This is a genomic window from Dactylosporangium salmoneum (assembly GCF_039532525.1).
Classification (GTDB): Bacteria; Actinomycetota; Actinomycetes; order Mycobacteriales; family Micromonosporaceae; genus Dactylosporangium; species Dactylosporangium salmoneum.
The window spans coordinates 206,419-227,475 of the sequence record NZ_BAAARV010000025.1; the positions used below are offsets into that span (position 1 = coordinate 206,419).

At 70.4% G+C, this 21,057-nt stretch carries 38 protein-coding genes and 1 tRNA gene; 31 read left to right on the forward strand and 8 right to left on the reverse strand.

The window, feature by feature from the left end:
• The first annotated feature begins 2 nt into the window (after positions 1 to 2).
• Positions 3 to 1,517: an FtsX-like permease family protein gene (locus tag ABD352_RS16620; RefSeq protein WP_344613265.1), complete on the forward strand. Its 1,515-nt coding sequence runs from the start codon at positions 3 to 5 to the stop codon at positions 1,515 to 1,517.
• On the opposite strand, the gene thiE is transcribed toward ABD352_RS16620, so the two are convergent.
• Positions 1,497 to 2,168, reverse strand: coding sequence for a thiamine phosphate synthase (gene thiE, locus ABD352_RS16625; RefSeq protein WP_344613266.1), 672 nt, complete (start codon positions 2,166 to 2,168; stop codon positions 1,497 to 1,499). The genes ABD352_RS16620 and thiE overlap by 21 nt on opposite strands.
• Positions 2,165 to 2,953: a TetR/AcrR family transcriptional regulator gene (locus ABD352_RS16630; protein WP_344613267.1), complete on the reverse strand. Its 789-nt coding sequence runs from the start codon at positions 2,951 to 2,953 to the stop codon at positions 2,165 to 2,167. Before ABD352_RS16630 ends, thiE begins: the two co-directional genes overlap by 4 nt.
• Here ABD352_RS16630 and pdhA point away from each other — a divergent pair, their 5' ends adjacent.
• Genes pdhA through ABD352_RS16645 form a run of 3 tightly spaced genes read left to right on the forward strand, consistent with a single transcriptional unit; the run spans position 2,954 to position 6,300 of the window.
• Positions 2,954 to 4,054: a pyruvate dehydrogenase (acetyl-transferring) E1 component subunit alpha gene (gene pdhA / locus ABD352_RS16635; RefSeq protein WP_344613268.1), complete on the forward strand. Its 1,101-nt coding sequence runs from the start codon at positions 2,954 to 2,956 to the stop codon at positions 4,052 to 4,054.
• Positions 4,051 to 5,043: an alpha-ketoacid dehydrogenase subunit beta gene (locus ABD352_RS16640; RefSeq protein WP_344613269.1), complete on the forward strand. Its 993-nt coding sequence runs from the start codon at positions 4,051 to 4,053 to the stop codon at positions 5,041 to 5,043. The genes pdhA and ABD352_RS16640 overlap by 4 nt, the downstream gene beginning before the upstream one ends.
• Positions 5,044 to 5,061: 18 nt before the next feature.
• Complete coding sequence (locus ABD352_RS16645) at positions 5,062 to 6,300, forward strand: dihydrolipoamide acetyltransferase family protein (RefSeq protein ID WP_344613270.1); 1,239 nt, start codon at positions 5,062 to 5,064, stop codon at positions 6,298 to 6,300.
• A 397-nt stretch (positions 6,301 to 6,697) separates the two neighbouring features.
• Here ABD352_RS16645 and ABD352_RS16650 read toward each other — a convergent pair.
• From ABD352_RS16650 to ABD352_RS16670, 5 genes are all read right to left on the reverse strand, one after another.
• Positions 6,698 to 6,773, reverse strand: a tRNA-Arg gene (locus ABD352_RS16650).
• Positions 6,774 to 6,928: 155 nt separating this feature from the next.
• On the reverse strand, positions 6,929 to 7,663 hold the full coding sequence (locus ABD352_RS16655) for a single-stranded DNA-binding protein (RefSeq protein WP_344613271.1): 735 nt from the start codon (positions 7,661 to 7,663) through the stop codon (positions 6,929 to 6,931).
• A gap of 52 nt (positions 7,664 to 7,715) precedes the next feature.
• Positions 7,716 to 9,197, reverse strand: a complete 1,482-nt coding sequence (locus ABD352_RS16660) for a recombinase family protein (protein ID WP_344613272.1) — start codon at positions 9,195 to 9,197, stop codon at positions 7,716 to 7,718.
• Positions 9,197 to 9,502 carry a hypothetical protein gene (locus ABD352_RS16665; RefSeq protein ID WP_344613273.1) on the reverse strand — a complete coding sequence of 102 codons (306 nt, stop codon included), beginning with the start codon at positions 9,500 to 9,502 and terminating at the stop codon, positions 9,197 to 9,199. The genes ABD352_RS16660 and ABD352_RS16665 overlap by 1 nt, the downstream gene beginning before the upstream one ends.
• 173 nt (positions 9,503 to 9,675) lie before the next feature.
• Positions 9,676 to 10,221, reverse strand: coding sequence for a helix-turn-helix domain-containing protein (locus ABD352_RS16670; RefSeq protein ID WP_344613274.1), 546 nt, complete (start codon positions 10,219 to 10,221; stop codon positions 9,676 to 9,678).
• Between the two features lie 100 nt (positions 10,222 to 10,321).
• Here ABD352_RS16670 and ABD352_RS16675 point away from each other — a divergent pair, with 100 nt between their 5' ends.
• The 26 genes from ABD352_RS16675 to ABD352_RS16800 all read left to right on the forward strand — a co-directional run bounded on the left by ABD352_RS16675 (position 10,322) and on the right by ABD352_RS16800 (position 20,048).
• Complete coding sequence (locus tag ABD352_RS16675; RefSeq protein WP_344613275.1) at positions 10,322 to 10,675, forward strand: hypothetical protein; 354 nt, start codon at positions 10,322 to 10,324, stop codon at positions 10,673 to 10,675.
• Positions 10,650 to 10,835, forward strand: a complete 186-nt coding sequence (locus ABD352_RS16680; RefSeq protein WP_344613276.1) for a hypothetical protein — start codon at positions 10,650 to 10,652, stop codon at positions 10,833 to 10,835. The genes ABD352_RS16675 and ABD352_RS16680 overlap by 26 nt, the downstream gene beginning before the upstream one ends.
• The gene (locus tag ABD352_RS16685) at positions 10,835 to 11,077 is read left to right on the forward strand and encodes a helix-turn-helix domain-containing protein (protein ID WP_344613277.1); all 243 of its coding nucleotides are present in this window, start codon (positions 10,835 to 10,837) and stop codon (positions 11,075 to 11,077) included. The genes ABD352_RS16680 and ABD352_RS16685 overlap by 1 nt, the downstream gene beginning before the upstream one ends.
• A 71-nt stretch (positions 11,078 to 11,148) precedes the next feature.
• Positions 11,149 to 11,346: a hypothetical protein gene (locus tag ABD352_RS16690; RefSeq protein WP_344613278.1), complete on the forward strand. Its 198-nt coding sequence runs from the start codon at positions 11,149 to 11,151 to the stop codon at positions 11,344 to 11,346.
• Positions 11,343 to 11,720 (forward strand): hypothetical protein, encoded by a 378-nt coding sequence (locus tag ABD352_RS16695; RefSeq protein ID WP_344613279.1) that lies wholly within the window; start codon positions 11,343 to 11,345, stop codon positions 11,718 to 11,720. The genes ABD352_RS16690 and ABD352_RS16695 overlap by 4 nt, the downstream gene beginning before the upstream one ends.
• Positions 11,717 to 12,049 (forward strand): helix-turn-helix domain-containing protein, encoded by a 333-nt coding sequence (locus ABD352_RS16700; RefSeq protein ID WP_344613280.1) that lies wholly within the window; start codon positions 11,717 to 11,719, stop codon positions 12,047 to 12,049. Before ABD352_RS16695 ends, ABD352_RS16700 begins: the two co-directional genes overlap by 4 nt.
• The gene (locus tag ABD352_RS16705) at positions 12,046 to 12,414 is read left to right on the forward strand and encodes an SsgA family sporulation/cell division regulator (RefSeq protein ID WP_344613281.1); all 369 of its coding nucleotides are present in this window, start codon (positions 12,046 to 12,048) and stop codon (positions 12,412 to 12,414) included. Before ABD352_RS16700 ends, ABD352_RS16705 begins: the two co-directional genes overlap by 4 nt.
• Positions 12,411 to 12,710 carry a hypothetical protein gene (locus tag ABD352_RS16710; RefSeq protein WP_344613282.1) on the forward strand — a complete coding sequence of 100 codons (300 nt, stop codon included), beginning with the start codon at positions 12,411 to 12,413 and terminating at the stop codon, positions 12,708 to 12,710. The genes ABD352_RS16705 and ABD352_RS16710 overlap by 4 nt, the downstream gene beginning before the upstream one ends.
• Positions 12,707 to 13,132 (forward strand): hypothetical protein, encoded by a 426-nt coding sequence (locus tag ABD352_RS16715; RefSeq protein WP_344613283.1) that lies wholly within the window; start codon positions 12,707 to 12,709, stop codon positions 13,130 to 13,132. Before ABD352_RS16710 ends, ABD352_RS16715 begins: the two co-directional genes overlap by 4 nt.
• A complete protein-coding gene (locus ABD352_RS16720) occupies positions 13,129 to 13,434 on the forward strand; it encodes a hypothetical protein (RefSeq protein WP_344613284.1) in 306 nt (101 codons plus the stop codon). The genes ABD352_RS16715 and ABD352_RS16720 overlap by 4 nt, the downstream gene beginning before the upstream one ends.
• Positions 13,431 to 13,640, forward strand: coding sequence for a hypothetical protein (locus ABD352_RS16725; RefSeq protein ID WP_344613285.1), 210 nt, complete (start codon positions 13,431 to 13,433; stop codon positions 13,638 to 13,640). Before ABD352_RS16720 ends, ABD352_RS16725 begins: the two co-directional genes overlap by 4 nt.
• A complete protein-coding gene (locus ABD352_RS16730) occupies positions 13,640 to 13,894 on the forward strand; it encodes a hypothetical protein (RefSeq protein ID WP_344613286.1) in 255 nt (84 codons plus the stop codon). The genes ABD352_RS16725 and ABD352_RS16730 overlap by 1 nt, the downstream gene beginning before the upstream one ends.
• The gene (locus ABD352_RS16735) at positions 13,891 to 14,178 is read left to right on the forward strand and encodes a hypothetical protein (protein WP_344613287.1); all 288 of its coding nucleotides are present in this window, start codon (positions 13,891 to 13,893) and stop codon (positions 14,176 to 14,178) included. The genes ABD352_RS16730 and ABD352_RS16735 overlap by 4 nt, the downstream gene beginning before the upstream one ends.
• Positions 14,175 to 14,549 (forward strand): hypothetical protein, encoded by a 375-nt coding sequence (locus ABD352_RS16740; RefSeq protein WP_344613288.1) that lies wholly within the window; start codon positions 14,175 to 14,177, stop codon positions 14,547 to 14,549. Before ABD352_RS16735 ends, ABD352_RS16740 begins: the two co-directional genes overlap by 4 nt.
• Positions 14,546 to 14,704 carry a hypothetical protein gene (locus ABD352_RS16745; protein ID WP_344613289.1) on the forward strand — a complete coding sequence of 53 codons (159 nt, stop codon included), beginning with the start codon at positions 14,546 to 14,548 and terminating at the stop codon, positions 14,702 to 14,704. Before ABD352_RS16740 ends, ABD352_RS16745 begins: the two co-directional genes overlap by 4 nt.
• Positions 14,701 to 15,537 carry a PD-(D/E)XK nuclease-like domain-containing protein gene (locus ABD352_RS16750; RefSeq protein ID WP_344613290.1) on the forward strand — a complete coding sequence of 279 codons (837 nt, stop codon included), beginning with the start codon at positions 14,701 to 14,703 and terminating at the stop codon, positions 15,535 to 15,537. The genes ABD352_RS16745 and ABD352_RS16750 overlap by 4 nt, the downstream gene beginning before the upstream one ends.
• A gap of 38 nt (positions 15,538 to 15,575) precedes the next feature.
• The gene (locus ABD352_RS16755; RefSeq protein WP_344613291.1) at positions 15,576 to 16,526 is read left to right on the forward strand and encodes a hypothetical protein; all 951 of its coding nucleotides are present in this window, start codon (positions 15,576 to 15,578) and stop codon (positions 16,524 to 16,526) included.
• Complete coding sequence (locus ABD352_RS16760) at positions 16,523 to 16,978, forward strand: hypothetical protein (RefSeq protein ID WP_344613292.1); 456 nt, start codon at positions 16,523 to 16,525, stop codon at positions 16,976 to 16,978. Before ABD352_RS16755 ends, ABD352_RS16760 begins: the two co-directional genes overlap by 4 nt.
• Complete coding sequence (locus tag ABD352_RS16765) at positions 16,978 to 17,505, forward strand: hypothetical protein (RefSeq protein WP_344613293.1); 528 nt, start codon at positions 16,978 to 16,980, stop codon at positions 17,503 to 17,505. Before ABD352_RS16760 ends, ABD352_RS16765 begins: the two co-directional genes overlap by 1 nt.
• A complete protein-coding gene (locus tag ABD352_RS16770) occupies positions 17,502 to 17,951 on the forward strand; it encodes a hypothetical protein (RefSeq protein WP_344613294.1) in 450 nt (149 codons plus the stop codon). The genes ABD352_RS16765 and ABD352_RS16770 overlap by 4 nt, the downstream gene beginning before the upstream one ends.
• Entirely contained in the window at positions 17,948 to 18,076 is a 129-nt protein-coding gene (locus ABD352_RS16775) for a hypothetical protein (RefSeq protein WP_344613295.1), read from the forward strand. The genes ABD352_RS16770 and ABD352_RS16775 overlap by 4 nt, the downstream gene beginning before the upstream one ends.
• A complete protein-coding gene (locus ABD352_RS16780) occupies positions 18,073 to 18,387 on the forward strand; it encodes a hypothetical protein (protein WP_344613296.1) in 315 nt (104 codons plus the stop codon). The genes ABD352_RS16775 and ABD352_RS16780 overlap by 4 nt, the downstream gene beginning before the upstream one ends.
• Positions 18,384 to 18,983 (forward strand): hypothetical protein, encoded by a 600-nt coding sequence (locus ABD352_RS16785; RefSeq protein ID WP_344613297.1) that lies wholly within the window; start codon positions 18,384 to 18,386, stop codon positions 18,981 to 18,983. Before ABD352_RS16780 ends, ABD352_RS16785 begins: the two co-directional genes overlap by 4 nt.
• Positions 18,983 to 19,462 (forward strand): protein-tyrosine phosphatase family protein, encoded by a 480-nt coding sequence (locus ABD352_RS16790; protein ID WP_344613298.1) that lies wholly within the window; start codon positions 18,983 to 18,985, stop codon positions 19,460 to 19,462. Before ABD352_RS16785 ends, ABD352_RS16790 begins: the two co-directional genes overlap by 1 nt.
• On the forward strand, positions 19,459 to 19,848 hold the full coding sequence (locus ABD352_RS16795) for a response regulator transcription factor (RefSeq protein WP_344613299.1): 390 nt from the start codon (positions 19,459 to 19,461) through the stop codon (positions 19,846 to 19,848). The genes ABD352_RS16790 and ABD352_RS16795 overlap by 4 nt, the downstream gene beginning before the upstream one ends.
• Positions 19,845 to 20,048, forward strand: a complete 204-nt coding sequence (locus ABD352_RS16800; protein ID WP_344613300.1) for a helix-turn-helix domain-containing protein — start codon at positions 19,845 to 19,847, stop codon at positions 20,046 to 20,048. Before ABD352_RS16795 ends, ABD352_RS16800 begins: the two co-directional genes overlap by 4 nt.
• 5 nt (positions 20,049 to 20,053) lie before the next feature.
• Here the strand turns inward: ABD352_RS16800 and ABD352_RS16805 are convergent, their stop codons facing one another.
• Positions 20,054 to 20,323, reverse strand: a complete 270-nt coding sequence (locus ABD352_RS16805) for a helix-turn-helix transcriptional regulator (RefSeq protein WP_344613301.1) — start codon at positions 20,321 to 20,323, stop codon at positions 20,054 to 20,056.
• Between the two features lie 72 nt (positions 20,324 to 20,395).
• Here ABD352_RS16805 and ABD352_RS16810 point away from each other — a divergent pair, with 72 nt between their 5' ends.
• Positions 20,396 to 21,019: an endonuclease domain-containing protein gene (locus ABD352_RS16810; RefSeq protein ID WP_344613302.1), complete on the forward strand. Its 624-nt coding sequence runs from the start codon at positions 20,396 to 20,398 to the stop codon at positions 21,017 to 21,019.
• Positions 21,020 to 21,057: the final 38 nt, after the last annotated feature.

Below are 21,057 nucleotides of genomic sequence, written 5' to 3' on the forward strand. Positions count from 1 at the left end.
GCATGCTCCGGTTGGCCTTCGCCGGAACCCGCGCCGACCGCGCCCGCGTGGCGATCACCGCATTCGGCGCTGCGACGGCGGTGCTGATACTGCTGTGTGCCGCCACCGTGCTGGCCGTGCAGCCGGACTCCGGCCGGTACCACAGCCGGATGTTCAGCGCGGACACCCTGCTGTCGAACCTGGCGTTCGCGATGATCCTGTTCACCGTGCCGGCGCTGTTCTTCGTCGGGCAGTGCGCCCGGCTGGGTGCACCCGCACGTGACCGGCGACTGGCGGCCTTCCGGCTGGCCGGCGCCTCTCCCGCGCAGGTGGTCTGGGTGGCCGCGGCCGAGACCGGCGTGGCCGCCTCGGCCGGCGCACTTCTGGGCACCGTCGCCTTCCTCACCGGTCGCGTGCTGCTGGACGACCCCGGCCCGGACGGCACCCGGGGGCTGCCCACCGACGTCCTGCCGGCCACCTCGGCAATCGCCGGCATCGCGATCGGCGTTCCGCTGCTGGCGACAGCGCTCACCATCGGGCTGTTGCGTCGCGTGGCGATCACACCGTTCGGGCTGGTCCGCGCATCGCAACATCGGCGGGTACGGGCGTGGCCCGGGCTGCTCGGCCTGGTGGGCCTCCTCGGCTTCACCGCGCTGGAGGCGGCGTCCCGCACGGAGTTCGTCCAGCGGGGCCGGCTCGGAACCGGCGAGACCTGGGTCCGGATGGGCGCGATACTGATCTGCACCGTACTGCTCGTGCTCGGGCTGATGCTTGGCACGGCATGGATCGGGCACGTTGCCGCGCGCCTGCTGCTGCGTCTGACCAAACGCCCGAGCGCGCTCATTGCCGCCCGCCGGATCCTCGCTGACCCGTACGACGTCACCCGTACGTACGTCGTCATACAGGTGGTGATGACGTTCGGGGGCGCCGCGATGATGCTGCACGCCTGGCTGGTCACCGACGCCGCCGTCCGGGGCGCCGCATCGCGGGAGACGGCGCTGCGCTACGGCGGGACCGCTTGGGATCCCGCTGGCACCGCCGCCTTCCGTTCGGGTGTCTTCGAGCTCGTCAACGGGGTCCTGCTCGGCCTGCTCGGGCTCGCCGCCTTCGCGCTCCTGGTCGTGCTGGTCGAGTCGGGCGTCGCCCGGCGCCGTACCCTCGCCGCGCTCGTAGCGGCCGGCACCCCGCGCGCGGTGCTCGCCCGTGCCCAGTGCTGGCACGTCCTCATCCCGACGCTGCCGGGCATCGCCCTGGCCAGCCTGGCCGGAATGCTCGCCATGCGCTCGTTCACCGGCACCGCGACCGGCGGCTGGGGTCGAGACGTCTGCGACGGAACCGCCACGGAATGCGCCGATCCGGCGTTTCGCTCCGCGCACTCCGTGTGGCACGACGTCACCCTGGTCTTTCCGGTACCGCTGCCGTGGGCCGACGTCGCCGCACTGGCCGCGGCGGCGCTCCTGGTCGTCCTGACGGTGATCGGGGCAAGCCTGCTGTTGCAGCGATCGAGCACCAACCCGTCAGAACTGCGTGCCGACTGAAGCACCGGCTTCCCACGTCGTCCGCAGTTCGTGGGTGACCGCGCCGGGGTCCGCGGCCGCGCAGATCGCCGAGACGATCGCGGCGCCGGCCGCACCCGCGGCGCGCAACTGCGGCAGGTCCGCATGCTTCACCCCGCCGATCGCGACGGCCGGCAGGCTGGTTGCCGCCGCCAGCCGTGCGAAACCACCGTGGCCGAGCGGCGGGGGTGCGTCCGGCTTCGTCGGCGTCGAGTGCAGCGCGCCGATGCCCACGTAGTCCACGTGCGCCGGGCTGGATTCGGCACTTCGCAGTTGCTCCTCGGTGGAGGCGCTGAGTCCGAGGATCGCGTCCGCCCCGATCATGCCGCGCACCGCCACGACGGGCAGATCCAACTGCCCGACGTGTACGCCGGACACTCGTGCTCCCGTGGACCGGGCCGCGAGGAACACGTCGATTCGATCGTTCACGATCAACGTCACGTGCTCCGGGAGCACCTCCGCGAGGCGGAGCACGGCGTCGAGGAACGCCCGGGAAGGGGCATCCTTTTCCCGCACCTGAACCGCCGTCACGCCGCTCTCCGCGGCTGCCAGCACCAGGTCCGCAAGGTCGTGACCGCATCGCGCGGCCAGGCGCGAATCGGTGACCAGGTACAGCGACAGGTCGAGGCTCATTCGTCGCTCCCTTCAACTTCGGGTGGCTCACCGGGCCGGCCGCCGCGCTTCGGTGTCGCACGTGGCGCGAGGCTGTTGAGCACGTTTCTTGCGTGGGCAGCCGCCGCCGGCCGGGTCGGCGCCGGAGTCAACCCGAGGAGCCGCTGCCGGTGGGGTTCTCCGAGCAGGAGCGTGAACAGCGCTTCGGCCCAGTCGATGTCGGGCTGGGCGAGGCGGCCGTTGAGCGCGGCGATGTACCCCCGTGGTCCGTCTTCATAGAAACGGCGCGCGAGGTCCGGGAAGCGGTGGGCTTCGGTGATCATCAGTCGGTGCAGGCCGACGGCCTCATCCGAGTGCAGGGCGAAGACGATCTTGGCCGCGAGCTCGGCGAGGTCGTCCTCCTGCGCGGGCGGTTCGAGGGTTCGCTCACGGAGGCGTCCGACGGCGGCGAGGAAGATCTCGGTGCGGTCCCCGAAGTAGGCGTAGATGGTGCGTTTGGTCACGTGGGCCTCGGCAACGATGTCATCGAGCGTGACCTGCTCGAATCCGCCGGCGACGAACAGGCGGACGGCCGCGTCGAGGATGTCGTCGCGGCGCTGTGCGCGCTCGGCGTCGGTCGGGCGCCCGCGCTTGCGTGGCGTCTGCGGCGTGGCGGGTCCCTCTGCCCCATTCGCAGCCATCTCGGCCTCTCCTCCTTGGTCGACAGCGCCTGCACCACGATCATATAATGAACCGAGATTCGTTTCATTACAGGCCGCCGGCCGGTTCGCAGGTGCGGTTCGTCCGGGCGAGAAGGAGACCCCCATATGCCCCCGACTACCAAGGCCCACGCGCCCAAGAGCCCGGCAGGCAGGACGCCCGCTTCCCTGTCGGGTGACCAACTGCTCGCGTTCTACCGGCAGATGGTGCTGGTGCGGCGGTTCGAGGAGCGTGCGGCCCGCGCGTACACGGAGGCGAAGGTGGGCGGCTACTGCCATCTGAACCTCGGCGAGGAGGCCACCGTCGCCGGGCTCATGGCCGCGATGACGCCGGACGACTACGTGTTCACGAACTACCGCGAGCACGGGTACGCGCTCGCGCGGGGCATCGCACCGGAGCGCATCATGGCCGAGCTCTACGGCCGATCGGACGGGGTCTCGAAGGGGTGGGGCGGGTCGATGCACATGTTCGACGTCGCCCACCGGTTCATGGGCGGCTACGGGATCGTCGGCGGCCAGGTCCCGCTGGCCACCGGCGCGGCCCTGGCGATCCGCTACCGCGGCGGCGCCGAGGCGGTGGTGTGCCTGATGGGCGACGGGACGACGAACATCGGCGCGTTCCACGAGTCGCTGAACATCGCCGCGCTGTGGGGGCTGCCCATCGCGTACGTGGTCGTCAACAACGGGCTCGGCATGGGCACCACGGTCGAGCAGGCCTCCGCCGAGCCCGAACTGTACAAGCGCGCGGCCGCCTACCGTATGGCCTCTGCCCGCGTCGACGGCAACGACCCGGCCGCCGTGTTCGAGGCCGCGCGGGTCGCGCTGGACGGCGCGCGCTCGGGCAAGCCGTTCCTGCTGGAGACCGTCTCGGGCCGGCTCAAAGGGCACTCGGTGGTCGATCCGGCGCGTTATCGCAGCAGAGCGGAGGCCGAAGCCCTCAAGGCCGCGGACCCCGTCGCCGCGTACGCCGTGCGACTGCACGGGCAGGGGCTGCTCACGGACGAGCTCATCGCCCAGATCGACGCCGATGCGGTGGCCGCGGTCGCGGCGGCCGTCAGTTTCGCCGATGCGAGCCCGCATCCGGACGTGTCCACACTCTTCGACTACACCTACGCCACACCCGTGCCGAACGACTCCCGGCGCCTGCCTGGCGAGGCGTTGTTCCCCGCGCCTCCACGGCCGGCCTCGATCGAGGGGGTGCCGGCGTGAGCGTGATCACGTACCGCCAGGCCCTGCACGACGCCCTGCGCGAGGAGATGCTGCGCGACAAGGACGTGTTCCTGATCGGCGAAGAAATCGGCCGGTTCGAAGGTTCCTACAAGATCACCGCTGGGATGCTCGACGAGTTCGGCCCGAACAGGGTCCGTGACACCCCGATCGCCGAGGAAGGCTTCACCGGGGCCGCGATCGGCGCCGCCATGCTGGGGCTGCGGCCGGTCGTGGAGATCATGACGATCAACTTCTCCCTCCTCGCCCTGGATCAGATCGTCAACCACGCGGCGAAGATCTACGGCATGTTCGGCGGCCAGGCCCGCGTCCCGATCGTGATCCGCACGCCGGGCGGCGGAGGGCAGCAGCTCGGCGCCACCCACTCGCAGAACATCGAGCTCTACTACTCGTTCGTTCCCGGGATGAAGGTCGTCGCACCGTCCAGTCCGGCCGATGCGAAGGCGCTCATGCTCGCCGCGATCCGCGACGACGACCCCGTGCTGGTACTCGAGAATCTCGCCCTCTACAACACCACCGGCGAAGTCCCCGATGCCATCCAGGCCGCAGAGATCGGCAAGGCGGCCGTCACCCGCGAAGGCGCCGACATCACCGTCGTCGCCTACTCGCGGATGGCCGCCGTCGCCCTCCAGGTCGCCGAGCGCCTCGCCGGCGAGGGGATCGACATCGAGGTCGTCGACCTGCGCAGCCTCCGCCCGCTGGACAGGCAGACGGTCATCGCGTCGGTGCAGAAGACGAACTGTGCGGTCGTACTCGAGGACGACTGGCTCACGTATGGAATCGGCGCCGAGATTGCCGCGACCATCAGCGACGGCGCCTTCGACTGGCTCGACGCCCCGGTCCGCCGGGTCGCCATGGCCGAAGTCCCGTTGCCCTACGCGAAGTCCCTGGAGACCGCGGCCCTGCCCTCGGCCGACGACGTGATCACCGCCATCCGCGAAACGCTCGACGCCGTCGCGCGGCGCCGCTGAGCAGACAGAAAAGACACCATGATCGATATCCTCATGCCCCGCCTGTCCGACACCATGACCGAAGGGGCGATCGCGGCCTGGCACAAGAAGCCGGGAGACACAGTGCGCCCTGGCGACGTGCTCGTCGACATCGAGACCGACAAGGCGCTGATGGAGCAGGAGGCGTACGACGCCGGCACCCTGGCCGAGATCCTCGTCGCCGAAGGCGAGAGCGTCCCCATCGGCACCCCCATCGCCCGCCTCAACACCGGCAGCGCTGCTGAGCCTGCCGCGCAGACCCTGGTCGAGGCCGAGACTATGAGCGGGACCGCGGTGCCATCGGTGGCCTCGCCTGAGCGGCCGAAGCGTCCTGCGGCGACACCGCTCGTGCGCCGGACCGCACGGGAGCGCGGCATCGACCTCGCCAGCGTCACCGGAACCGGCCCGGGCGGCCGGATCGTGCGCGCCGACCTCGACGCCCTCCTCCCAGGGAGGCCTGAGACGCCGTCCGTTCCCTCCGCTCTCTCCTCGGAAGTGACGACGCCACGGGCCCTGGAGGAGGCGGCGGACCCGGATGGGCGGGAATCCCAGCCGGTGCCGTTCGACGCGATCCGCCAGTCGATCGCCGCACGGCTGACCGAGAGCGGCACCACCATCCCCACCTTCACCGCGACCGCCTCGGCGGACGTCGATGAGCTGCTCGCCCTGCGGGCGCGGATCAACCAGACCCATGCCGGGGACAGAGCGAAGGTCAGCGTCAACGACCTCCTCGTCCGGGCGGTCGCGCTCGCACTGCGCGCACACCCCGGCGTGAACGCGTCGTACTCGCCCGACGCGCGTGGGCAGACGCTCCTGCACCGACGGGTCCATGTCGGCATCGCCGTCGCCTCACCGGCCGGCCTCGTCGTCCCGGTCATCCGCGACGCGGACCGCGCCGCCGTCACCGCGATCGCCACGACGACGCGGGAACTCGTCGCGAAGGCGGCGGACCGGAAACTCACAGCCCCGGAGATGAGCGGAGGGACCTTCACGATCAGCAATCTCGGCATGTACGGCGTCGAGCACTTCACCGCGATCATCAACCCGCCCCAGGGCGCGATCCTCGCGATCGGGGCCGCCCGCGACGAACTCACCCTCATCGACGAGAAGGTCGTGGCCCGCAAGCGGCTCCGGTACACACTCACCGCCGACCACCGCATCATCGACGGCGCCCTCGCCGCCCAATTTCTCTCCACCCTCACCGGGCTGCTCGAGAGCCCGCTACGAATCCTCATCTGACGCCCAGCGGCGGCCTGCGTTGCGGGCCGCCGCTGCGGTCCATCTTGGGTCAGGAACCGACGCCGACGCTGATCCGCACCGCCCTCGATGCACCAGGTCGAACGGCGAGCGAGGCGAAATGTCTGCTGGCCGAAGGGCATCGGCTCGAAGCCCTGTACGGGTGCGCGCTGACCGTCGGCCTGCACCCCGGGGCGGAAGCGGCGAACACGCTGACCCTCCGACAACGCTGCCGCGGACAAAACCGTGGCTGGAGGCGGCCGGCCTGCGCGGCGTCCCTCCTGGCGTCGGGCCGCCTCGACCAAGATCCCTCGGACACAGCCCAACCAAGATCGGGTTGGCGGCCGCGGAGCGCCCGATCGGTGCTCAGGCTGTACGAGCGCCTGAGCAGCGCCGAATTTGGTGCGCCCGGTAGGACTCGAACCTACGACCTTGGGATTAGAAGTCCCCTGCTCTATCCACTGAGCTACGAGCGCGCACGTCGTCGCACAGGCTACCGCCATCCCGGGCCGAATTGGTTGCGGGGAGCCGGATTGCCGTGATGAAGGACAGCACGCCGCAGGGTGGGCAGGCAACAGGGTTGGCGGCGGGCGGCCGTTGATCGCCCCGTACGGCCGGCCCGCCGCCGTCCTCAGACGCCCGCGGGGACGCGGCTACGCGGCCCCTTGCGGCCGCGCGGAGGGTGCACGGTTCCCTCCTCCTCCGCGGGGTCCGAGGAGTCCTCGGCCTCCTCCGGCTCGTCCTCTTCCTGCCCGGCGGCCAGGGCCTCGAGCTCGGCCGCCAGCTCCTCGTCGGTGCGCTCGAACTCGGCCCCCGCCTCGTCCAGCGCGGCCAGCACGTCGCCGGCGAACGGGTCGTCCTCCTCGACGATCGTCACGTACCCGCCGAGATCCTCGTCGTACGCCCGCCGCCGCGGCAGGCCGTTGATCTCGTCCGCCGGCGCGGTCGGGGTCTCCCCGATGCGGGCCTCCGCCAGCTCGTCGTCGATCGCGCTCGTCAGCGTGTGCGGCTTGACCCGCGCGAACTTCGCCCGGCCGCGCGACAGGTCGTGGCCCACCGACTGCGCGTCGAGCTCGTAGCTCACGCGCCGCACGTGGTCCTCCGTCTCCCAGTCCCGGCTGTACAGCCGCCCGGTCACGATCACCGGATCCCCGACCTGCACGCTGCGCGCGACGTTCTCGGCCAGCTGCCGCCAGCAGTTCACCCGCACCCGCAAGCTGTCACCGTCGACCCATCGCTCCCCGGCCCGGTCGAACCGCCGCGACGTCGACGCCACCTTGAAGTGCGCCACGAGCGCCTGGCTGTCCACGATCCGCCGACAGTCCGGCGCGTTGAGCACGTTTCCGACGATCGTGAGTGTTCGCAAACATTAAACGACGTTTCCGCAGGTCAACAGCACTACTCGGCACTCGCATTGCTTACCAGCGCCAGACGAACCCGCCAACCCGATCTTCGATCGGCTCCCGCGGCCACACGCCGCGACGCACCGTGAACTTCACCAGCACCGTCTTCAAGCCCCGGTTCCGCTCCGCCTCCGTCATGTCGCCCCACAGGTCCAGCACTTCGTCGACCAGCTGCACCACCTGAGCCGGCGGCGGCGCGTCCGCCACCTCCCGGGCGTGCTCGAGCTGCGCAGCCAGCTTTGCCTCCGCATCGGCGAACCGCTGCCGCGCCGCCTCGTAGGCGACATCCGGCACGTCGCCACGCGCCCAGCCCTCCGTGAGCCGGATCAGAGCATCCTTGGTCCGGTTCAGCTCCCGCTCCAGGCCCTTGACGTTCCGGCCGGCCTGCACGACACGTGCTAGTTGCGCCTCGCGCGCCCCCGGGTCACCGCGCAGCTTCGCCGCGTACTCCTCGACGGCGCGCAGCACCTCCCGTTCGATCGGGGCATACAGGGGTGTGCCGATCCCTGGACAGTCGGCGTCCGGAATCTGGTTCCGGCGCGTGCACTTGATCCGCCGGGTTTGGTTGTCCTTGCCGTGCTCCGTGGAGTGCCATATCTGGAGGTTGCGTTTGCAGTGTGGGCACATGCCGAGGCTGGTCAGCGAGTAGGCGGCAGCGAGATGCCGGGGCGGGGTTTGCCGGTCGGTGGCCATGCGGCGCTGCACCCGCGCCCAGGTGAGTTCGTCGACGAGCGGCTCATGCTGGCCAGGGACTTCGATCTTGCCGCCGGTGGATGAGTCAAGGACGATACGGCCCACGTAGATCGGATTACGCATCATGACCTTGACGGTGCTTCTCTGGATCGGCGTGCCCCGGGCGGCACCGTAGGCGGCAACGATCTGCGCCACGGGCGCGCCGGCGGCGTAGGCGGTGAACATCTCCCGGACGGCGGGTCCAAGCCGTTCATCAACGATGTAGCCGGCGTCGGTGCGGGTGTAGCCCTGCGGGGCGTGGCCGTGTGGCCGGCCGAGACGGGCGCGGCGTTCGATGACCCTCGCCCAGGCTTGGCCGATCTGGTTGCTCTGGAGTTCGGCCATGTTGAGCCACATGCCGACCATGAACTGGCCTTCGGGCGTGTCGTCGATCTTCTCGGTTGCGGAGATGATCGAGACGCCGTGCTTGCGGAGCCACTTGATGAACTCGAGGGACTCGGCGAGGTTCCGCCCGACGCGGGACAGCGTGTAGACGGCGACGACGTCGACCTGGCGGGCTTCGACCATGCCGCGGATGCGCCGGATGCCGGGCCGGTCGAGGGAGCGGCCGGATTCGTCGATGTCATCGTCGATGACGCCGACCTCGCGCAGGTTTTCACGGGCGATGAGGTTGCGCATGCCGTCGGCCTGGACGTCGGGGCTGTGGAAGTCGTCGCCGCCGCGGCCCATGAGGGCGGAGACGCGGACGTAGAGGATGACCCGGCCGGCGTTGGACCTGGGGGTGCTGGAGCGGCGCCGTGGCATCAGTAGACCCTACTGAGATGCGGCTTTGCGGGGGCGGCGCGGTGGTATCCGTCGATGACGCCGTCGCCGTGCCGCTGGTCGCCGTAGGTTTCGATGTCGGTGCGGAGTACGGCGACTTCGGCGCGGAGGTTGGCGATGTCGGCGAGGATGCGTTCGGTGGCGGCGGCGGCAGCCCAGATGATCCAGGCGCCGAGGGCGGCGGTGGCGAGGAGTTCTTCGCTGTGCCAGCGTTCGAGTTCGGCGATGCCGGTGATGGCGCTGAGCACGGCTGCGCAGACGAGGGCGGGGATGCGAGCGCGGTCCATGGGGGGCTGGTCCTTTCGGGGGTCAGGGCGAGGCGGTGTGTCCGTCTCGCGTTCGGCTGACCCCCGATTGCTTGCGGCTGGCTAAAAGACCTATCACGGTGCTGTGTTCCGGTGACGGAACAATCGCGCTATGTGCATGATCGGCGGGCGTGATCCACCCGAACGGTCGATCTTCAGCTCGCCCTCTTGCGCAGCTTGGCCCGGTACGGCTCCATCAACTGGTCAGCCATGAACTCCAGAAACTTGACTTCCTCGGCCGTCAGTGGGGTCCCGGCGCCGATCATCTGGTTGAGTTCGACGGCGAGGCGATGCACCGGCGCCGGGGGTGGGGCTGCGCCAATGCGGTAGCCGGCGGCGTGTAGCAGGTTGTTGTGGAGTTCGTTGACGGCTTCCTCGGCTTCCGCCGACGGAAGGCCTGGCGGGCTTGTGGCTTCGATGAGCGCCCGGGCGATTCGGTGGAGGGTGTTGCTGTCGGGCCGCTCGACGCCTCCATAGATGAGGCGCGTGATGGTGGAGCCGCTGGTGTTGGCGGCGCGGGCGAGTCCGGCCGGTCGGAGCCCGGCTGTGCCCATGAGTTTGAGCAGCTCATAGCCGAATTCGGTTGGCTGCTTGTCGGTCGCCACGTGGAAAGACGTTACCGCATTCCGCTGGCGGAATGACCTGCGCTGAGGGGTGGCGCGCCGGGGCGACCCGAACGCATCCACGCTGATCACTGCCATGTTCGGAACAGTACACCCACCCTTCCGCCGTCGGAATTCCACCGAAGGAACGATGCCGTCCGACTTCCGCCGACGGAACACACCGTGTACCGTTCCGTCCATGGAAGGAAAAACCGCCACCACGCACCGCCCACGCAACACGGCGGCCAAGCGTCAGCGGTACGTCACCGAGACGTTCGACAAAGGCCAGGACGCCGTCCTGCTGCACGTCAACGCCATCGACGAGCTGTTCCGCGGCGAAGGAATCACCACGCACGCCGCCCGGGCCGACGCCCTCGGCTACCCGAGCACCAGCCTCTTCCGCGCGTGGAAGGGCTTCCCCGCGCCGTCGCCGCTCATCGCCGCAATCCGCCGCCGATGGCCCGACAAGAAGTACGAGGAGCTGTTCATCGACGGCCCCGCCATGGGTGAGCGGAAGGTGCCGGCCAATGCGCGTGCCAATCGTGCCGCTTGACCCGGACACCCCCGAAGGTCTCGCCGCCGCCGAAGCCCTGACCGCGTTCCTCGCCGAAGTCCGGCCCGCGGTCCGCCAGCGCCGCCGCGAACGGGAGGCCGCTGCAGTTGTCGCAGTACACGCCACCACGAAGCGGCAGCCGAAGCGCAGGGCCGCCTGATGACCCCCGTCGTCGTCGACCCGCTGCAACTGCTGACCCCCAAGGCTGTCGCCGGCCTCATGGACGTCGACGTCCGCACCGTGGATGCGCTCATCGACGAAGGCCTGCTGAGGGCCATCCCCCTCGGTCCCCGCACCCGCCGAATCTGGCGCGCCGACCTCGAGGCCTTCTACGTCGGCGGCGGACAGCCCCTGCCCCAGGTGCTGCCGGAGAACGTCGTCCCGCTGCGCAAGACCGCCTAAACGGCTTCGGGCCCCGGACGGTGGCACCCGCCGAGGCCCGCATCAACCCAAACCAAGCGAAAGGGGTCGACATGCTTTCCACGCATCGTACGACCAGTCCCCCGGCGTCCGCCACCGCGGTCGTCCCCGAAGAGGACTGGCTCCGCACCTACAACGGCTCATGGCGTGACACGGCGTACGGCCGGGCCGAGCACTACCGCCGCTGCCCCGAGTCGAGTCACCGCCGATGCACGACCACGCCCGCCGCCGAGCTGGGGCGTGCCGCATGACCCTCATTCGCGCCGTCGACCCGCAGGCAATCCACGCCCTCGACGTCAACCCGCGCTACGTCTACCGCCTCGCCGACGGGCAGGTCGTCTGCGTCCGCCATGACGGCGGCTCCTGGTCGGTAAAGGTGCGCCAGCTCGGCGACCGCTGGGTGGCGTTCGCGGTGCCGCGCGCCGGAACCGTCGACAAGCCGTTCGACCTGGCCTCCGGTACGGACCGGGACGCGGTGTGGAAGCTCGCGTGCCTTTGGGCGACGTCGGCGCAGACGCTCGGCATGCGGTACGACCGGGCGGTCTTCGCCGGCTTCGGTGACGCCACCGAAGAGATGCCGCACGACGGGGTGCCCGAAGCGCTGTTCGCGGCGGTGACCCGGTGACCGGCACGAAGGCGCAGGAGTGGTTCGCCTCGCCGCTGCGCGCCCAGATGGTCGACCTGCGGAAGCGCACCCTGCGCCTGTCGATCAACGGCGCCGCCGAGCTTGCCGGTGTGAGCGCACAAACCCTCGCTGCCTACGGGCGGGGCGACCGCGTCCCGCCCGCGCCGACCCTCGCCCAGATTTTCGCCCGGTACGGCCACGACCTGGTCGCGGTCCCGGCGGGCACCCCGGCGTCGCTGCAGGAGGCTGCGGTGGACGCTGCACGGCTGTTGCGGGATGTGGCTGACCGGCTGGACCGGCCGGCGCAGCTGCGGGCGGTGGCCGCATGACGACGATCGACCGCACCGCACTGTTCCGCCTCGGCAGCGAATGCCACCGGGGCACGTTCGTCTACGACACCGCCGAGCCGTTCGCGGTGCGTCTGCTGTTCGACCCGGACGTCGTGTGGGTGTTCGCCCGACAGTTGCTGGTCGACGGGCTGCGCGGCACGGCCGGACTGGGCAACGTGCGCTGCTGGTCGGACCACAGCCGGTTCTTCATCGACCTGACCTTGTCGGAGGGACGGGCGACGCTGCAGTGCCGGGCCGCCGACGTGCGGATGTTCGTGGCGGAGATGGCTTTCCTGGTCCCGGCGGGCCTCGAGTTCCTCGACATCGACCGGAAGCTGGCGCAGCTGCTGGACGGTGCCGCGTGAAGGCCCGAACCCGCGCCGAGATCGCCGCCGCGCCCGCGCAGGTCCGGCAGCTGTGGACTGTCTCGCCGGCCGCCGCCAGGCAGCATGTCGCCGACCGGCGCATGTTCGCCCAGGTGCACGCCGAGACGGCCGAGACGGGCGAAGACCTGCGGGTTGCCGCCGCACTGCACCTGGCCGCTGACGCCGCCGACACCGAACTGGCCCGCCTCGGCGCCGCCACGGACGCGGTGACCGCGGTTTTCGACGATGTGCTGGCCCTGGTCGGGCCGCCGCCGGGATGGGCGGGTGTCCGATGATCGTTGCGAGTGTCCCGGCTTTCCTGACGTTCGGCGCCCGCGTCGTCCCCCACAGCGCCCTCCGCTTCGACGGGCACACGGTCGCCCTCGTGCACCGCCCGGAACGGCCGTGTATTGCCCGGATCGTCGGCACGACGTTCAACTTCGGTGTCACCGTCCACGGTTTGGCCGAAGGCCTGGCCCGTGGGCACGTCGAGCCGTCCGGCCGGATCACGATCTCCCCGTCGGCGAACGACTGCGGCTATCTGTGGGTCGTCGTCGACATCGACACTAACGGCGGCGGCTCGCAGGTGTGGCTGGACGCGGAGAAGGTCGGCGAGTTCCTCGTCGACATCTCCCTGTCCCGCCTGCTGTCGCCGTCCACGGATGCCGAGCATGACTGGACGTTGCCGCGCCGCCGGGCTGAGGGCGGTGCGTCGTGACGGCCGTCAACCTGTCGATCATCGCCGACCTGCTCACCGACGAGCTCGCCCGCCACTGCGCGGACCCGTCACCGGTCCGCGACGACACCGAGATCGACGTCGTGGACCAGAACGCGGCGATCAGCATGCCGTTCGCGGAGCGGTATGTGGCGCGTCGGCTGACGCATGCCCTGCAGCGGCTCCGGACCGGGCTGGGGCCGGGCGAGGAGGCGTGGAAGACCGGCGACGCCGTGCACGACGGCCTGATCGTGCTGGGTGCGTTCGCCCACCTGCGGGAGCTGAAGGCGCAGGTGACGGCGTGACGTCTGCCGAGTCCCCCGCTTTCCGGCCGGTAATCGGCCGGCATCGCCGGCGTGGTGATTTCGGCTGGGACTTCTCTGCCTGGCTGGTGGCGCGCCTGCTGGACGCGGGCGAGGTGATGTTCACCGGCTTTGTCGCCGGTGTGGTTATCGTCGCTGCCGCCGCCGCGATTTTCACCGTTTTCGCCTATTTTGTTGGAGGTCGCTGATGCGCGCATGCCTGATCGGTGGCACCGCCGCTGCTGGCGTCCTGGCCGAGGCCGCTTACGTGGGGTCGGTCAACGGGGGGACGCTGATCGTGGCGCTGGCCGCCTGGGTGCTCGCCGCTGGCGCGGTGTGGTGCTGGCGGGCCGAGGGCCGGAAGATGGACCGGCTTGTCGCCGCCGCGTTGCACCCGAACCGGCAGGCCGACCGGGACGACCAGATCATCCGGGTCGCGAACGCTGCGCAGGTGCGGCTGTGAAGCGGGCGTGGCTGGCGGCCGTGGCGAAGCTCCGCGCCGCCTGGTCCGGGCAGGACACGGACCCGTGGGAGCACGGCCGGGAAACCCTGCACCAGCCGCACGTGCCGCAGGCGCTGCAGCACCTGCTGACCGACGCCGACGACACGGTGGTGCTGACCGGCCCGGCGCTGCTGGCCCGGCAGCCGGGCAGGCGGCGTTTGAAGCGGGCCCTGCACAGCACGGTCCGCGCCTACACCTACCAGGGTGTCCGGCGTGCCGGCCGGGACAAGGCGGGTGTGCGGTGATCCCCGCCGCAGCCAGCGCGGCCGGTGCTGTCCTCGTCATCGGCGCCGCATACTTCGGGGCCCGCCCGTTCCGGATGGGCCGGGCACCGCGGCTGCTGCGGGTGGTTGTCGCCCGCGCGGTCGGTGTCGCCCCAGTCCGGCGAAGCATTGACGTGAAGTCGCATGCCCGCGGCTGGCTGGACCTCGACCGCCGTACCACCGGCGCCGGCCGACTCGAGGCCAGGCACCGCGGCGACGGCCGGACGACCCGCCGCGAGGAGCGCAAAAGCCGGGCACGCCGGATGGTTGGCGTCGGCGCGCACCGTCGCCCCTCGTGGGCGTGGCTCGCCCTGGACAGGAAACCCGCGCTGGTTCGGGGCGGTGCCCGGTGACCACCTACAAGGTGTACAGCCGCTGCAAGCTCGCGCTCACCACCCACAACAAGGCCCAGGCGGACCTGCTCGCCGCGAACCTGCCCGGCGGGTACGTCGTGACGGTCGAGCGGAAGCCGACCGCTGGGGAGCGTCTGGCGGCGATGGCCGCATGACCGTCGTAACCGAGCCGGGCGTCTACGACATCCCAGACGACGTCTACTTTCGCGACCCGGTGCCGGACGGTTCCCTGTCGACCTCGGGCGCGAAGGTGCTGCTCGACTGCCCGGCGAAGTTCCGGTGGCAGCAGACGCACCCGCAGCCGCCGAAGCGCCACTTCGACCTGGGCCACGTCGCGCACAAGATCGTCCTCGGCAAGGGCGCCTCGGTCGCGGTCCTCGACTTCAAGGACTTCAAGACGAAGAAGGCGCAGGAGGAGCGCGACGCCGCCTACGCCGTCGGGAAAGTGCCGGTCCTGACCGCCGACTACGCCAGGGCTCAGGCGATGGCGGAGGCGATCCGGGCGCACCGCCGTGCGAACACGCTCCTCAACCCCGACCACGGCACCCCGGAGCAGGCGATGTTCTGGCGCGACGACGAGACCGGCGTGTGGCGGCGGGCCAAGCTCGACTGGTCGCGCCGCATCGGCGGCCGGCTCGTCGTCGTCGATGTCAAAACGTGCAACTCGGCGCACCCGGACGCGATCGACAAGGCCGTCGGCAACTTCGGCTACTGCATGCAGGATGACGCCTACCGCGAGGCTGTCCGTGCCGTCGGCCTCGACGACGACCCGTCGTTCTTCTTCGTGTTCGTCGAGGTCGAACCCCCGCACCTGGTGACACTCGTCGAGCTCGACGACGACTGGCGTGAGCTCGGCTGGCGGCGTAACCGCAAAGCGATCGACCTGTACGCGAAGTGCCGCGCCAACGACGAATGGCCCGGCTACGTGTCCGGCATCCACGAGTCGAAGCCGCCCCGCTGGGTGGCCCGCGAACTCGAAGAGATCTGAACCGCAACCCCGAAACCCCTGAACTGAGGAGTACCAGCATGTCCCTTGTTCCCCGTTCCGAGAGCAACGCCGTCGAACTGCCCGAGCAGCACAACGCCCGCAACCAGCAGATCGCGCAGATCGCCGACTGGGCGCAGGCCGCACAGGCCGCCCACCAGGTCGCGAAGGGGCTGTGCGAGACGAGCTTCGTGCCGCGCGCCTACCAGAACAAGCCGATGGAGGCGACCGCGGCGATCCTTGCCGGCGCCGAGGTGGGCCTGTCGCCGATGGCGTCGCTGCGCGCGTTCGACTCGATCCAAGGCACGCCGGCCCCGAAGGCGATGACGTTGCGGGCGATCGTGCAGGGCGTCGGCCACGAGGTGCGTATCGAGAAGTCGGACGAGACGGTCGCGGTCGTCGCGGCCCGGCGCCGCGGTGAAACGGAGTGGCAGCGGTCGACGTGGACGATCGAGCGGGCCAAGAAGATGGGTCTCACCTCGAAGGACCAGTGGAAGAACCAGCCGCAGGCGATGCTGATCGCCCGCGCGACGGCCGAGGTGTGCCGCTGGGTCGCCTCCGACGCGATCATGGGCATGCCGTACACGGCGGAGGAGATCCAGGACGGCGACGGCGGCGAGGTGCGTGAGGCGCCGCGGCGGGTGTCGCTCGACGACATCGACGCCGCCGACGACGCGACGCCGGTGCAGGCCACCGCCGAGGTCGGTCAGCGCGCCATCGAGGAGCCGAAGCCGGTTTCGTCGCCGCCCGCCGTGGTCGTCAACCCGGACCCGATGCCGGAGAACCGGCAGAAGCGCATGTTCGCCCTGTTCAACGACACCGAGTTCAAGGAGCGCGACGAGCGTCTGGCGTTCATCTCCGAGATCGTCGGCCGGCCGATCGGGTCGAGCAAGGAGATCGGTGCGGCCGAGGGTGAGCGAGTCATTGTCGCGCTTGAGGTGCACATCGCCGAGCAGAACCAGGCCGAGCCGGTGGACGGTGAGCTGCAGTGAGCGGCGCCGACCGGTACCACGACACGCTGCTCACTCTGGGCGCGATCCACAAGGCATCGAAGGAGACGGCGCTGACCGTCGACCAGCAGATCGCGGTCGCGCAGGTCGAGGCAACCCTCGCCGTTGCGGCGGCGGTTGCGCTGGGCGTGGTGACGCCGTTCGTCGGCGACAGCCAGGACGTCACCGACTGGGCGCGGCTCGTCGCCAGCGACGCCGTTCCCGGCGGCGCCCGTCGGCAGGCGCCCGCGCTGCCGGGGTACTGGCCGCCGCAGCTCGGCGACATGTGGGAAGACGGCAGCGGGGACCGCTGGGTTTCGGAGTCGAGCGGGTCGCTGGTGCGCCTCGCAGATCGGGCCGAACGTGACCCCGCCCAGGCGCTCCGGAAGCTCGGGCCGTGGCGGCTCAAGTGGCGGCCGAGCAAGTCGGCCAAGCAGGACGAGGCGCCGGTCTGATGGGCGCTTCATTCGACGAGAAGGCTGTGGCCGCGGCGCTCAACGTCGCGGCCCTGCCGCCCGGCCCACTGACCCGCCACCAGCAGATTCTGGACCTCGCGCCACAGCGGATCAATGCGTCTCCGATCGGTGCCGACCGGTTCCAGGTCGGCACGCTGACGCTGATCGAACGCGTCAAGGGCCGGTGGGCGGTCCGCGACCTGACCGTCCGGGGCCCGGTCCGCTACCTGAACACGACCGGGCATTGGTCGACCCACGGCGGCGACGGCCCCGACTGGGAGCGGGCCTACTGGCACGACTTCGACACCGCCGTCGCGCTCGCCACCGACGACCACCGCTGCCTGTGCTGCGGCACGCCGTACACGGCCGAGAGCCGGGCTGGCGTCCGCGACATCGCGGTCTGCGGCGTGCCGACCGAGGACGAGGCGCCTGTTCCGGGCTACGACGAGATCGAAGTCCCCGCCTGGTGCGCCGTCCGGCGCGCATTCGTCTGGCGTGGCGCCGAGGGATTGGAGTTCGACCGGTGAGCCGCCGTGAAAGGACGACGTCGATTCGGTGCGCCGAGGCCGGCTGCCGCGAGACGAAGCTGTCCGCGTACAGCTCGCAGCGCGAATACGCCGAGATCATGGACTGGCAGCGCAAGCACCCGTGGAAGTGCACCCGCCACGACCGGCCCGACGAGGTGCTGCGCCCCGACAACCCGTCGACCACACACGTACTGGTGGCGTCGCGGGTCCGCAGCTACGGGTACGAGCGGGACCTGGCCAGGTATGAGGCTGCGGTCGCTTACGGCTCGGGCTGGGCGCGGAAGCCCGACGAGTTCCTGTCCGGCCTGTTCTGGCTGCCGGAGGGCGGAACGTCCGGGAGCGGGTTCGCCTTCGGTCCCGGATTCGCGGCGCACGCCGACGACTTCCCGGAGGGCACCCGCCTGGTCGTGTCCACCCAGATCATCGCCCCGGAGGTGGCGTCGTGAGCGACCTGCTGGCGGCGCTGCGCCGCGACCTGGAGCAGATGCGCTACGACGCCGCCGAGGCGCGCGAGCAGGGCTGGGACGACGCGGCCGTCGGCGCGCCCATGTTCGGGGAGGTGGCGGCGTGAATCACGAGATGCTGCCCGCGCTGCGCCTGCTACGCGACGCCCGCCGTTTCGGCTGGCGGCTCGCCGACGTGAGCGGCCCGGTCGACAACCGGTCGGTGCAGTTCGAACGGCACGACGAGGACGGCCGGCATTGGGTGCGGTTCGACCTCGGCTACCTGCCGGGGCCCGGCGAGGACTTCGTCCGCCGCTACCGGTCCGGGTCGTTCGTGGCCAACACCACCGACGGTGAGCTGCGCGGCGCCCACCTGGGGGTCGCGCACACGGTGCGCATCCTGCGCGCCTACGGCGGAATTCCGGAGGCGGCGGCGTGACTCTCCCTCTGCCTCTGACGCTGCCCGGCGTGGCCACCACGGTCACGCCGGGCCCCGCCCCGACCGTCCGAGGGCTCGATTTCAGCCTGACCAGCACGGGCGTCGCCGGGAACACCGGCTGGGCTGACACCCTGAAGCCGCCGGCGAAGCTCCGCGGCCACGACCGGATGGCGTGGCTGCTCGAGCGGGTCGCCGACCACTGCCGCGGCGTAGACCTGGTCGTTGTCGAGGGCCCCTCGTATGGCAACCAGGGCGCGCAGCGCCAGTCGGGGCACCACGAGCGGGCCGGGCTGTGGTGGATGGCCACCCACGCCCTGTGGAAGGCCGGTATCCCGGTGGCGGTGGCGCCGCCGGCGTCGGTGAAGAAGTTCGCAACCGGCTCCGGGAACGCGGCGAAGGACGCGATGGTGCTGGCCGCGGCCCGCCGGTTCCCGTGGTTCGACGGCGACAACAACGCGTGCGATGCGCTGTGGCTTTGCGCGGCCGGCGCCGCCTGGCTGGGCGTGCCGATGGTCGACCTGCCGAAAGCGCAGCTGACGGCCTTGGACGGGATCGACTGGCCGGGCGGGATCGAGCCTTTGGAGCGTGCTGCCTGATGGGTGTTCCCTACTGCGACCAGGAGTGGTCGGAGATCCGGCCGGGCCTGTTCATGGGCGGCCACGACGTCATGGGCCCGGACGGTGCGATCCGGGACGTGGTCGTCGGCGACGAGTTCGACCTGGTGCTCAGCCTGTACGAGCGGTACGGCTGCGGCCCGGCCGTCGGCGTGCAGCGCCGGTACGGGCGCATCCCCGACGGCATCCTCAACGACGACGACATGGCGATCGTGCTGCGGTTCGCGGACCTCGGTGCGGAGGCGGTCCGCAACGGGCTGCGTGTGCTGTCGCGGTGTCAGGCCGGCTACAACCGGTCGGGTCTGCTGGCGGCGTTCATCCTGCTGCGGCTCGGCATGGGCGCCGGTGAGGCGATCGACCTGATCCGGGAGCGGCGATCGCCGTTCGCGCTGTGCAACCTGCACTTCGTGGAGCTGATCCACGCCGAGGGTGCGCGGCTGGCAGCGGAGGTTGCCGCATGACGGCACCGCAGACGGTCGCCGAGGCGCAGTATGCGATCGACCAGCAGTTGCACGTGATCGACCTCAGCTTGCGCGAGGTCGGCAAGCAGCTGCGGGTCATCGACGAGCACCTCGGCACCGTCAATCGGTTGCGCGCCGAGCTCAGCCGGTTGCGGCGGAGGCGGCCGACACGGACGTCCCTGTCGCGGGCCGAGATGGATGTGGCGCGCCGGTTCGCCTGGTCGGGGCTGTCGGTGCCGCAGATCGCCCGGGAGCGGCATGTCTCCCCGAACACGGTGAAGTCGCAGCTGAGGGCTGCGTATCAGCTGCTCGGGGTGCGTGAGCGCGCGGAGCTGAAGCAGGCGCTGCAGGCTGCGGGGCATGTGCCGGCCGGTGAGGCGGCGTGACCGCCGCGGTGCTGTCGAAGCGGCAGCGTGTGGTGGCCGAGTTGGCGGCCCGCCATCCGGAGCTCGACAACCGCGCGTTGGGGCGGCTGCTGGGCGGGATGTCGGCGAACGCGGTGGGGTGTTCGCTGTCGCGGATCTATAAGGCGTTGGGAATCGGGCGGCGGGCGGAGCTGGCGCGGGCGCTTGGGTGGGTGCGGTGACGCGGCTACTCGGCGGGTGGGGGGCCGGCCTTACGGGGCGTGCGCTTGACGGGACGGCGTCGCGGGGCCGCCTCGGGATGTTCGGCAAGGTCGGTTCGATGCTCGCGGACCCACGCCCGCACATCGACAGCGAGCCACGCCTTGCCCATGGCGAGGGTCCACGCGGGCGCGGGGAAGTCAGGGCGCGCGGTGATCTGCTGGACGCGTTGCCTGGATACACCGAGCATCTGGCCGATTTCGTGGGCGCCCATCACCTCTTCCATGGTCAGCAACATAGTCAGCAGACTACTAGGCACTTGACTAGAGGGGCAACCTCTAGTAAGACTAGTCATGTGACAAGTAGTCAAGTGACTAGCTCTAAGTTCGACTACCGGCTCGCGCCGTACTACCACCCGTCTTGCCAGACGCATGAGTCATACAGGCTCACCTGCGCCGAATATCGAGAGCTCCAGGCGGCCTCCGATGACCGCTGCGGCATCTGTAGGCACCGAAGCCCATGGATGAACATTGACCACGACCACAATCTCGGCGACCACGCAGTCCGTGGCTACCTGTGCGCCAGGTGCAATGCCGGTCACATGCGCCGCATCGACTGGGGCGAGCGACCAATCGACGAAACGACCATGCGGTACCTGATCAACCCCTGGTATCTGCGGCGCCACGGCAAGTCGCTCAGCTATCACCCGAAGGTCCACGTCTCAGTGAGTCAGCTGAGCAACGCCGACCAGCGCGAGCTTCACCGACTGTCGGCCGTCTACGTCAACGCCCACTGGATTCTGCGCGCTTCTCCCGTTTTCGAGCACCCCGGCATTGCCGCATGCCTCGCCGGGGGTGACACGCGTCCGGTTATGCGGCTGCTGTGGTCGTACGCCTACTGGGGGCTGCCGAACCTCGACATCGCCGATACGAGCGTCAACGTGCCGGGCGGTATGTCGCTGGCCGAGCACATCGCCGGGCGGGCCTCGTCATGACCACCTTCGGTTCGTTCTGCACCGGCGCCGAAGTGAAC